The sequence below is a fragment of the uncultured Oscillibacter sp. genome (assembly GCF_900546705.1).
In the GTDB taxonomy this organism is placed as follows: domain Bacteria; phylum Bacillota; class Clostridia; order Oscillospirales; family Oscillospiraceae; genus Oscillibacter.
Genome location: NZ_URDP01000009.1, coordinates 43,139 through 53,677, shown reverse-complemented (window position 1 = coordinate 53,677; position 10,539 = coordinate 43,139). Strand labels below are relative to the sequence as shown.

At 59.5% G+C, this 10,539-nt stretch carries 11 protein-coding genes and 1 other RNA gene; 8 read left to right on the top strand and 4 right to left on the bottom strand.

Annotation, left to right across the window (positions count from 1 at the left end; translation table 11 throughout):
* Window positions 1-167 precede the first annotated feature (167 nt).
* The 4 genes from QZS13_RS03545 to QZS13_RS03530 all read left to right on the top strand — a co-directional run bounded on the left by QZS13_RS03545 (window position 168) and on the right by QZS13_RS03530 (window position 3,523).
* On the top strand, window positions 168-836 hold the full coding sequence (locus QZS13_RS03545) for a LexA family transcriptional regulator (protein ID WP_295585546.1): 669 nt from the start codon (window positions 168-170) through the stop codon (window positions 834-836).
* Window positions 837-901: 65 nt separating this feature from the next.
* Window positions 902-1,438: a copper amine oxidase N-terminal domain-containing protein gene (locus tag QZS13_RS03540; protein ID WP_295585543.1), complete on the top strand. Its 537-nt coding sequence runs from the start codon at window positions 902-904 to the stop codon at window positions 1,436-1,438.
* Between the two features lie 15 nt (window positions 1,439-1,453).
* Window positions 1,454-2,371, top strand: a complete 918-nt coding sequence (locus QZS13_RS03535; protein WP_295585541.1) for a BRCT domain-containing protein — start codon at window positions 1,454-1,456, stop codon at window positions 2,369-2,371.
* Between the two features lie 102 nt (window positions 2,372-2,473).
* The gene (locus tag QZS13_RS03530) at window positions 2,474-3,523 is read left to right on the top strand and encodes a site-specific integrase (RefSeq protein ID WP_295585539.1); all 1,050 of its coding nucleotides are present in this window, start codon (window positions 2,474-2,476) and stop codon (window positions 3,521-3,523) included.
* A 118-nt stretch (window positions 3,524-3,641) separates the two neighbouring features.
* Here the strand turns inward: QZS13_RS03530 and ssrA are convergent.
* The 4 genes from ssrA to smpB form a co-directional block, all read right to left on the bottom strand.
* Window positions 3,642-4,004: a transfer-messenger RNA gene (gene ssrA / locus QZS13_RS03525) on the bottom strand.
* A 97-nt stretch (window positions 4,005-4,101) separates the two neighbouring features.
* A complete protein-coding gene (locus QZS13_RS03520) occupies window positions 4,102-4,860 on the bottom strand; it encodes an SDR family oxidoreductase (RefSeq protein WP_295585535.1) in 759 nt (252 codons plus the stop codon).
* A 27-nt stretch (window positions 4,861-4,887) separates the two neighbouring features.
* The gene (locus tag QZS13_RS03515; protein ID WP_295585533.1) at window positions 4,888-5,421 is read right to left on the bottom strand and encodes a peptidylprolyl isomerase; all 534 of its coding nucleotides are present in this window, start codon (window positions 5,419-5,421) and stop codon (window positions 4,888-4,890) included.
* A gap of 2 nt (window positions 5,422-5,423) precedes the next feature.
* Window positions 5,424-5,897: an SsrA-binding protein SmpB gene (gene smpB, locus QZS13_RS03510; protein ID WP_295585548.1), complete on the bottom strand. Its 474-nt coding sequence runs from the start codon at window positions 5,895-5,897 to the stop codon at window positions 5,424-5,426.
* A 198-nt stretch (window positions 5,898-6,095) separates the two neighbouring features.
* Between smpB and QZS13_RS03505 the strand changes: the two genes are divergently transcribed.
* From QZS13_RS03505 to QZS13_RS03490, 4 genes are read left to right on the top strand one after another with little or no spacing between them, the layout of a single operon-like run.
* Window positions 6,096-6,644, top strand: a complete 549-nt coding sequence (locus QZS13_RS03505; protein ID WP_295585531.1) for an NUDIX domain-containing protein — start codon at window positions 6,096-6,098, stop codon at window positions 6,642-6,644.
* Window positions 6,645-6,672: 28 nt separating this feature from the next.
* Entirely contained in the window at window positions 6,673-7,377 is a 705-nt protein-coding gene (locus tag QZS13_RS03500) for a response regulator (protein WP_295585527.1), read from the top strand.
* 40 nt (window positions 7,378-7,417) lie between these two features.
* Entirely contained in the window at window positions 7,418-9,214 is a 1,797-nt protein-coding gene (locus QZS13_RS03495) for an ATP-binding protein (RefSeq protein WP_295585525.1), read from the top strand.
* A 31-nt stretch (window positions 9,215-9,245) separates the two neighbouring features.
* Window positions 9,246-10,535, top strand: a complete 1,290-nt coding sequence (locus tag QZS13_RS03490) for a hypothetical protein (RefSeq protein ID WP_295585523.1) — start codon at window positions 9,246-9,248, stop codon at window positions 10,533-10,535.
* The last annotated feature ends 4 nt before the right edge of the window (window positions 10,536-10,539 follow it).

Here is a 10,539-nt window from a genome sequence, read left to right as displayed (position 1 = left end):
TCATGAATAAACATGGTTCTTTGTCGTTTCTCCTTTCATGTAGTTTGTGGTTATAACTATAATTCTTGTTTTTACGATTGTCAATCGTAAATTCGGGATTTATTTATTCTTGTTTCATTTTAACAATTCTTGTTTTTACGTTTTGTGCATTATTAGAGGTGATTCCATTGGACACTGTAGACCGCATCTTTGATCTGGTTGATCGCAAATATAAGGAGCAACGGGATTTTGCTGCCCAGTTAGGCGTCACCCCATCCATAGTCAGTGAGTGGCGCAGAAGAAAGTCATCATCATTCAATCGCCGCCTGCCCCAGATCGCCGAGGCCCTGGGCACCACCACGGAGTACCTGCTCACCGGCAACGGCCCCAAAAAGAAAACAGCCCCCGCCGGTGTGTCCAATTCGGACACAGTTCTTCCAAAAGGTGCGGAACATATTGACCTGGGAACCTTCCACCGCATCCCTATCCTGGGCCGCATCTCCGCAGGATTGCCGCTCTACGCCGAGCAGCACATTGAGGGATATACTGTCACGGATCTCAACGGCCAGGCAGAGTACTTCGCCCTTATTGTTCACGGAGACAGCATGAACGCCCTAGGCATCAATGATGGATACCGTATTATCGTCCGCCGTCAGGATACAGTGGAGAATGGAGAGGTGGCCGTGGTGATGGTGGGAGATGAGGACGCCACCGTCAAGCGGTTTTATGCCACCGGCTCCACCGTCACCCTGATGCCCCAGTCCACCAACCCGGAGCACCAGCCGCAGATCTACGACACCAGCAAGACCAAGATCCGCGTCATCGGTCGGGTGGTGAAAGTGGAGTTTACCTTGTAATTCCCCGCCAGTGTGCGGATAAAAAATAAACGTGTCCGAATCGGACACATCAAGGAGAGAGAAAAATGGGAAAAAACAAGAGCTTCTTTGCCGGTATGCTTACCATGTTGCTGATTGTTTGTTTGGCGGGAACTGCCATTGCTACTACTGGAAAAGTAACGAAGGAATTGGAATACCGCAATATTAGCGTCAGCCTAGATGGGCAGAAGTTGAATCTGACTGACGCAAAAGGGAATCCTGTGGAACCCTTTATGTTTGATGGCACAAACTATCTCCCTGTCCGAGCGCTTGCAGAAGCTCTTGGTCTTTCTGTTGCTTGGGATGGATCTACCAGCACCGTTGTCCTAACTACGCCTAAACATGACCCTGCTGCATCCGTGGGCGAAGGAATGTATCTGGTTGGTACGGATATCCAGGCCGGAACCTACCTGTTGACTGCAACAAGCGAGGATTGGGGCGCTTATTACGCCCGCTGCAAAGACGCTAGTGGGGAGTTTTCTTCCATCATTGCAAATGACAACTTCAGCAATACCGCCTATATTACGGTGGAGAACGGAGAATACCTCAAGCTGAACAGATGTATTGGCGTTCTGCAAGGTTAAAAGGAGTACACATAAATGAAAGAGATGGAAGAGTATCGGGCTTTTACCACTCCGGCTGAGCTGCATAAAGCCGTGAACACCCTGCGCGGGATCGTGGCCGGGATCAATTCTGACGCATCCGTTGAAAGCTCGGAAATTCAGGAACTGACGCACTGGTGCCAGCTTCACGCGCACCTGCGGGATCGCCATCCATTTTCTGAAATCATTCCCGTAGTGGAAAAAGCCTGCGAAGACGGCGTCATCACAGAGGACGAATCCAAGGATATTCTCTGGTTGTGCAATAATTTTGCTGACAGCAATTCTTACTACGACGCCATAACCTCTTCCATCCAGTTCCTTTCGGGTATGATACACGGAATTATGGCAGACGGAGAACTGAGCGACCGAGAGATTCAGGCATTAAAATCCTGGATGAGTGCAAACGCTTTTCTTGCCGGGACCTATCCGTTTGACGAAATCAACAGCCTGCTCTGTGCCGTGCTTGATGATAACGTCATTACCACGGAAGAGCGCGAGCAGCTTATGGCCTTTTTCGGAAACATCATTGAATTCAAAGATTCTTTCAACCTGAATGAAGGCGATTTCAAGGCACTGCAAGAAAAATACAGCATTGGCGGTGTCTGTGCTGTTTGCCCTGAAATCTCGTTTGAAAATAAGGTCTTTTGCTTCACGGGCGAGTCCTATCGTGCAAAGCGGAACGTAATGGCCGATGCTGTGAGAGCGTTTGGCGGGATCGCCCGTTCTACCGTCAGTGCAAAAACCGACTATCTAGTCGTCGGCAACGCCGGCAATCCATGCTGGGCCTATGCCTGCTATGGCCGGAAAATTGAAGAGGCCATGCAGCTTCGTAAAGATGGCGCCAAAGTGATCATTGTCAATGAAACTGACTTCTGGGACGCAGTGGACGATGCGAATGCAGGCATTTCCGACTGAAAATTATCCATAATATGCAAACTAAAAAGCCGCCCCTGGCGGGCGGCTTTTTTCTAATCGTGTAATCGAACAAATGTTTTGTTTTTTCAGAAAGGGGCGGCAATGAAACTCCCGAAGCCGAAGAAAACGCCCGCCGGAAAATGGTACATCCAGCTGATGGTGGACGGGCATCGCTACAATGGCACCTTTGACACAGCGGAAGCGGCATCCTACTGGGCCGCTGGGCTCAAGACCCGACTGGCCGAAGATGCGCGCTCTCCCCTGCAGCTGTCCGTATCGGACGCCATGCAGCGCTACATTGACCTGAAAACACCGGTGCTCTCTCCCTCTACCATCCGGGGGTATAACCACATCCGCGAGGCGCTGGGCCCGCTGGAAAACGTCCAGCTGAACCACCTGAACCAGGAGCAGGTGCAGCGATGGGTGGGCTGGATGGTCCGGGAGGGAAAGTCCCCCAAGTCGGTGGCCAACGCCCACGGCCTCCTCTCCGCTGTTGTAGGAGAATACCGTCCGACGCTGACACTGCGGACTCGCCTGCCCCAGAAGGTCAGGCAGGAGATCCAGATCCCCACAGAGGATGAGATCCGCCGTCTGCTGGAAGCGGCCCGGGGGACGCGCTATGAGCTGCCCATCTGCCTGGCGGTATTCCTGGGGTTGCGCCAGTCGGAGATCCTGGGCCTGCGCTGGGAGGATGTCTCCGGAGACACCATTACCATCCGCCGCGCCATGGTGGTGGGCGACGACGGGCCGGTGGAGAAGGGCACCAAAACCACCAGCGGCACCCGTCGGGTGCATCTCCCCGCCCATGTGGCGGCCCTCCTGGCCGCACAGCCGCGAAAGGGGGATCATATCACCACCCTCAGCGGAAAGGCCGTGTACAGCGGTTTCTGCCGGCTCTGCGACAAGGCTAGCCTGCCTCACTATCGCTTTCACGATCTGCGGCACTTCAATGCCTCGCTGATGCTGGCCACCGGGCTGCCGGACAAGTACGCCATGAAGCGCATGGGCCACGCCACCAACAACATGCTTAAGACCGTCTACCAGCACACCATCAAGGAGCGGGAGGCCGCTTACGATGCAGCCATGGACACGGCGCTGGACAAATTACTGTCCCCGCCGGAAAAAAGTGAAAATAAAAGTGAAAAAGAGTGAAATTTACGTGGTCATGATGCCTTAAAACCAACGCACAAAGTTTATGGGAGAATCACCGCAAACCATTGCGGCACAAGAGAAAAAGCCCGGAGCCTTGCAGTTGCAAGGCTCCGGGCTTTGGTGGAGGTGGGGGGAGTTGAACCCCCGTCCGAAAGCACTTTAACGGGATTTTCTCCGGGCGCAGACGATTATTCCGGGAGTCTTCCTCCCTGTTCCCCTTCCAGATGGCAAACCGTCACGCCATCGGGTCAGGTAAGCTTCATGATGTGTGGCGCAGGCAAAGCTTACTGCACGCACATTTACCGCTAAACGACGCCCTCCTCGGCTCGCGGTCCTTCCGAGTCGGACGGCTGCCTTTAATTAGGCAGCAATAGCAACAGTGTTGTTGTTATTTAATTTATAAATTGCCCGTTTTATGGCGGTCAGGCGCCGCCGCCCGCTGATCCCGCCTCCATACCCCCGTCGAAACCGGTACACCCCCATATGGGCGTCTCCCGCTGCGCGGCTGGATGGCGCGGAATACTCTTTTGGAATTGTAACATACTTCCCGGGGGAAGTATGTTACAATTCCGTGAAATTTATGTTCTGGTCAGCTTCATCATCAGCTTGGCCGGCGTTACCTTGGCCAGCACGCGGTACGTTTTATAAAAGAGCCGGGGCGTATAGATGGTCCTTCCCGCCTTGGCTGCCCGCAGCGTGCCGCCCGCCACCCGGACCTGATCGCAGTAGGGCAGCATGGCAAAGGTTCTGGAGTTGCCCGCGATGCGCCCCACGTCCAGAAATTCCGTTTTCATAGGCCCGGGGCACACCGCCGTAACCGTGATGCCCTTTTTCCGCAGTTCCTCAGAAAGCCCCAGGGTAAAGGCGCTGACATAGGCCTTGGTGGCTGAGTACACGGTCATCCGGGGCGTGGGACAGAACGCAGCGATGGAGGAGACGTTGATGATGCGGCTCCCCGCTTCCATGTAGGGGATGGACATGCTGGTGATAGCCGTCAGCGCCCGCAGGTTCAGATCCACCATACGGGTCTGGAGGGACGTCTCCGTCCGCCCCACCTCGCCAAGATACCCGCAGCCGGCGTTGTTGATGAGCACCGCCACCTCCGGGTGCTCCGTGGCCAGCTTCTCCTGCAGCGCCACAAAGCTCATGGAATCGCAAAGGTCCAGTGCCAGGCACTCCACCGTTTTATCCGGCAGCTCCGCGGCCATCTCCGCCAGCCGGTCCTGCCGGCGGGCGATAAGCCAGTAGCACTCCACATCCGGGAACACGTCCGCCAGCTGCCGGACAAACTCCCGGCCCAAACCGGAGGAAGCCCCGGTAATAATGGCAGTCCGCATACGCGTCCTCCTTTCCGCCGCGCCCGGTCAGTGGGTCTGCGGCTGGGGGTAATCCACGCCCTTGGTATCCACCCGGATGGACCGGATCACCACATCTTTTTTCGGCTTGTCGTTCATCATGTTGCGCTGGACCCGGGAGATGTCCACCGCCACGTCCGTACCCTCGGTCACCTGGCCGAAGGCGGCGTACTGCCCGTCCAGATGGGGCGCGGGGGCCACCATGATGAAGAACTGGCTGCCGGCGGAGTTGGGCGCCATGGTACGGGCCATGGACAGCACGCCCAGGGTGTGCTTGAGGTCGTTCTGCTTGAAGCCGTTGGCGGAAAACTCGCCGTCGATCTCGTAGCCGGGACCGCCCATGCCGTTGCCGTTGGGGCAGCCGCCCTGGATCATGAAGCCGGGAATGACCCGGTGGAAGATCAATCCGTCGTAAAAGCCCTTGTTGGCCAGGGAGATGAAGTTATTGACGGTGTTGGGCGCCTTTTCGGGGTACAGCTCCGCCGTCATGACCCGGCCGTCGTCCATGGTGATGGTGGCGATGGGATAGTTGTTTTCAGACATAATTACCGATTCCTCTCTTTCATGGTGCGGTCGATCTCCCGCTTGGCGTCCCGCGCCGCGGTGGCCGCACGCTTGTCGTAGTTCTTCTTGCCCTTGCAAAGGCCGATCTCCAGCTTCACCCGGGCGTCCTTGAAGTAAGCAGACAGGGGCACCAGGGCGTAGCCGTCCTGCTTGACCAGAGCGTGGAGTTTGCGGATCTCCCGCTTATGCATGAGCAGGCGGCGGGTGCGCATAGGGTCCTTATTGAAGATATTGCCCTTTTCGTAGGGGGAGATGTGCATGCCGTGGACGAACAGCTCCCCGTCCTTGACGGTGCAGTAGGCGTCCTTGAGGTTCAGCGTGCCGGCCCGGATGGACTTGACCTCCGTCCCCGCCAGCTCGATGCCGGCCTCGTATTTGTCCTCCACGAAGTAATCGTGGAAGGCCTTGCGGTTCTGCGCCGCGATTTTGATCCCCTTTTTCTCCGTGGGGCTCACCCCTTTCCCGCCGTTTTGCGTGGTGACAGTATAGCACACCTCCGCCGCTTCTTCAAGAGAAAGAAGCGGTTGGCAAGCTCCCGCCCCCGTGATATAATGATATGAATGGAATCGACTGGGGCACAGTGCTTTTCAGACGGAGCGGCCGCTCCGTCCATCCTGCCCGGCCGGAATGTAAAGTATACGAGGTGTAACGATATGGATAAATTCATGGATCTGACGGAGCAGACCCTCAGCCGCAAGGAGCAGTACAGCGGCCCCCTCTTCTCCGTCCATACGGACACAGTCCGGCTGCCCGACGGCACCGTCTCGTCCCGTGAGGTGGTCGAGCACGTGGACGGGGTGGCCGTGCTGCCGCTGGATGAGCGCAACAACGTGCTGACGGTGACCCAGTACCGCTACGTGTTCGGCCGGACCATGCTGGAGATCCCGGCGGGCAAGCTGGACGAAGGCGAGGACCCGGTCACCGGCGCATTGCGGGAGCTCAAGGAGGAGACCGGCGCCGTGCCGGACACCTTCCTGCCCCTGGGCCACATCGTCCCCGCCCCCGGCTGCTACAGCGAGGTGCTGCACCTGTTTCTGGCCCGGGGACTGCACATGGAGCAGCAGCATCTGGACCCGGGAGAGTTCCTCAACGTGGAGCGCATCCCCTTTGACGAGATGGTCCACCGGTGCATGAGCGGCGAGATCGAGGACGCCAAGACCATCGCCGCCGTGCTCAAGGCCAAGATCCTGCTCAACCTTTGATTTTCATCACACAAACTTGGAGGTCCCTATGAACACGCAGAAAACCGTTCTCATCGTGGAGGATGAGAAGAACATCGTGGACATCCTCCGCTTCAACCTCCAGCGGGAGGGCTACCGCACCCTGGAGGCCTACGACGGCAAGGACGGGCTGGACAAGGCCGTCTCCGAAAACCCCGACCTGATTTTGCTGGATGTCATGCTCCCCCAGATGAACGGCTTCGACGTCTGCCGCGCCCTGCGCGCCCAGGGCAGCAGCGTGCCCGTCATCATCCTCACCGCCCGGGAAGAGGAGTCGGACAAGGTGCTGGGACTGGAGATCGGCGCCGACGACTATATCACAAAGCCCTTTTCCATGCGGGAGCTGATCGCCCGGGTGGGCGCCAACATCCGCCGCACTTCCATGGCCGTCCCCGCCTCTGCCGCCGCCAGCGCCATGCCGGTGGCCGGGGACCTTGCCATCAACACCGACAGCCACCAGGTATTCCGGGGCGGCAAGGCCATCGACCTGACCCAGCGGGAATACGAGCTTTTGACCTTCCTGGCAAGCCACCCCAACAAGGTCTACTCCCGCATCGCTCTGATGGAACAGGTGTGGAACTACGGCTACGTGGGCGACGACGTGCGCACCGTGGACGTGACCGTCCGGCGCCTGCGGGAGAAAATCGAGGCCGACCCGGCCAACCCCGTCTATATTCTCACCCGCCGGGGTGCCGGATACTACTTCTCCGTCTGAGTGCCGGAGCCCTACACGTCTATGAGAGGAGGTGCCGCCGGTGTTCCGGAGCCTGCACATGAAGCTCATGCTGATCTTGCTGCTGCTGATCACGTCGCTGATGGCGGTAGTGGGCGCTTTTTTGACCACCAGCGTCTCCAGCTTTTATATCAATACGTTTTATGAACAGATCGCCGACGTGTTCGGCGAGGATCAGCAGGACTTCGTCTCCACCCTCCGCAGCGAGGCCGCACAAAGCGACGGGGCCCAGCGGCTTCAGGACATTCTGAAGATCAGCGCCGGCGAGCTGGGCATTGACTACCGCAGCCGCAACTACTTCATCCTCGACGGCCGAACCGGCGCCTTTCTGGGCGGCTCTGCGGGAGAGGACAGTCTGCCCCGGGAGCAGACCCCCAATCTGCTCACCGCCCGCAACGCCGTGGCCCGGGGCGATGCCACCCTGGTGGGCGACGAGAGCGACATCACCGCCGACTACATGGACGTGGCCATCCCCATTCTCTCCGGTGACAACGCCTTTATCATCTACATCCTGGACAACAAGGAGTCCGTCTCTGAACTCAACGCGCAGCTCTTCACCATCATCTTCCAGGCCCTGGTCATCGGCCTGCTCATCTCCGTCCTTTTGAGCTTTCTGCTCTCCAAGACCATGGTGGGTCCCATTGAAAAGCTCACCGCAGGTGCCGAGCGGGTAGCCGCAGGGGACTTTGACAGTCAGCTGCCGGTGGAGTCCTCCGACGAGATCGGCATCCTCACCGGCACATTCAACGAGATGGCGGGCATTTTGCAGGAGACCCTGGCCGCCGTGGAGAACGAGCGGGACAAGCTGGACACGCTCTTTCTCCACATGACCGACGGCGTGGTGGCCTTCAACCACGAGGGCAAGCTCATTCACGGCAACCCCGCCGCCAACACCATGCTTCACCGCAATCTGGACGACCGGTGCTCCTACGATGAGCTGTTCGGCTCCGTCTACCCCTTCCAGCAGATGCTCGCCCTCCAGCGGCCCAACTACGCCGAAGGCGAGATGCTGGTGGGGGAGCGGACGCTGGAGCTGTATCTGGCGCCCTTTTCCGACCAGGCCCGCGGCGGCGTTTTGATCGTGCTCCACGACGTGACGGAGCAGCACCGCAACGAGGAGCGGCGCAAGGAGTTCGTGGCAAACGTCTCCCACGAGCTGCGTACCCCGCTGACCAACGTCCGCAGCTACGCCGAGACCCTCCATGACGCGGCAGAGGGGGAGATCCCCTACGATACCGCCCGGAGCTTTCTTGACATCATCATCAACGAGACGGACCGCATGACCAACATCGTCCAGGATCTTCTCACTCTCTCCCGGCTGGACTCCGGCCACACAGAGCTGATTCTCACCCGCTTCTCCTTCGCCGAGGCCATCGAGAGCGTGGTCCGGGCCAATGCCCTGGCCGCCAAGAACCACGGCCATGAGCTCACGTGCGGCTCTCTGGAGGACCTGCCGCTGATCGTAGGCGACCGCAGCCGGCTGGAGCAGGTCATGATGAACGTCATCGGCAACGCCATCAAGTATACGCCCGACGGCGGCCACATCCGCATCAGCGCCGGCTCCACGGAAAACGACGTGTGGATGGAGGTCTGGGACGACGGCATCGGCATTCCGGAAAAGGATCGGGACCGGATCTTCGACCGGTTCTACCGGGTGGACAAGGCCCGTTCCCGGGAGTCCGGCGGCACCGGCCTGGGTCTTTCCATTGCCCGGGAACTGGTGCTGCGCCACAACGGCACCATTGCCCTGGCTCCCCACGAGGGCCCCGGCACCACCGTGCGTCTGACCCTGCCCATCGCCGGCCCCGCCTCCGCCTGAGGCGTCCGGTTTTCTGAAAGGAGGTGCGCCCATGCATCAAAAGCGCGGCAGCCGGCGGGACATGCTGCAAAACATCGCCATCACCGTGCTGGCGGTGTCCGCCGTTCTGCTTTTTCTTCAGACCCAGCGCTACATGCTCCTGCCCGACGACGGCCTCATGAGCGGCCTCTTTCAGGGGGGCTCCGCCTCCGATGCCCCTGTTCAGGGCACCGCGCAATCTCTCTCCGCCCCGGTGCGGGTGGCCGTGTCCGGCACCTACGGCCGATATGGAGACATCTCCCTCTCCACCGATGACGCCGACCGTTTCGGACGTCTGCTCTCCCCCCTGCTCAGTGAGGCTCTGGGCTCTGCCGGAACCTTCTCCGCCTGCACCCAGACGGAATTTCTCTCCGCCCTCTCCCGCACCTGTGTCTATTATGACTTCCTGTCTCCCCTGCCCCTTTCCGTTTTGTCGGTTCTGGCAGGTATGGACACCCCTGTGGCCTTTGACCTGGACGCCCGGTACGTGGTTGTCTCCCAGCAGAGCAGCACCGTGGACCTTTTGATCTGGGATGGGGAGGACTCTTTTTTGCGCTGCGGCACCTCCGTCAGGCCCTCCCGGCTTCAGGACGTGGTCAGCAGCTACGAGCTGGGCAACGCCGCTTTTGCCTTCGACCTGGCAGAGTCCGACCCGGCCTTTGAGGCCTGTGCCCCCTGCTCTCTCTTCCTCTCGCCCCTGCCCCAGTACCAGACGCTCTCCGCCGGGGCCGACGTGTCCGATTCTTCCGCCCTGCTCTCCGCTCTGGGCTTCAACCCCTACGCCAATACCCGCTACACCGAGTCCAACGGCACCGAGGTGGTCATGGAGGGCGATCAGACCCTGCGGATCTCCGCCGACGGCACGCTGCGCTATCAAAGCGGCGGCCGGGCCTCTTTGTTCCTTGCCGACGCCGACCACATCCCCACCCCGCTGGAGGCCGTCCAGGGCGCCTGGGAGCTGGTACGGAAGCTGACCGACGGCCGCCTGGGCAGCGCGTCGCTGTACCTGACGGAAGTCACCGTCTCCGACGATACCACCGTGGTGCGCTTCGGTCTTCACACCGGCGGCACACCCATCCGCTTTCCGGACGACGGCCCCGCCGCCGAGGTGCGTCTGAGCGGCTCCGCCGTCACCGCCCTGACCGTCACACTGCGGGAGTACGCAGCCACCGGTGAGAGCGCCTCCCTGCTCCCTCTCAAACAGGCCTCCGCCATCGCCGCCCTGGACCCGGGCCGGGAGCTCTCCATTGCCTACGTGGACAGCGGCACCGGCAGCTGCACCCTCTCCTGGCTCTCCGACTGACCGG

Excerpts from the sequence above, each read along its gene's own strand:
- QZS13_RS03540 (WP_295585543.1), top strand. The coding sequence starts at position 902 with ATGGGAAAAAACAAGAGCTTCTTTGCCGGTATGCTTACCATGTTGCTG.
- QZS13_RS03535 (WP_295585541.1), top strand. The coding sequence starts at position 1,454 with ATGAAAGAGATGGAAGAGTATCGGGCTTTTACCACTCCGGCTGAGCTG.
- QZS13_RS03530 (WP_295585539.1), top strand. The coding sequence starts at position 2,474 with ATGAAACTCCCGAAGCCGAAGAAAACGCCCGCCGGAAAATGGTACATC.
- QZS13_RS03520 (WP_295585535.1), bottom strand. The coding sequence starts at position 4,860 with ATGCGGACTGCCATTATTACCGGGGCTTCCTCCGGTTTGGGCCGGGAG.
- QZS13_RS03515 (WP_295585533.1), bottom strand. The coding sequence starts at position 5,421 with ATGTCTGAAAACAACTATCCCATCGCCACCATCACCATGGACGACGGC.
- QZS13_RS03505 (WP_295585531.1), top strand. The coding sequence starts at position 6,096 with ATGGATAAATTCATGGATCTGACGGAGCAGACCCTCAGCCGCAAGGAG.
- QZS13_RS03500 (WP_295585527.1), top strand. The coding sequence starts at position 6,673 with ATGAACACGCAGAAAACCGTTCTCATCGTGGAGGATGAGAAGAACATC.
- QZS13_RS03490 (WP_295585523.1), top strand. The coding sequence starts at position 9,246 with ATGCATCAAAAGCGCGGCAGCCGGCGGGACATGCTGCAAAACATCGCC.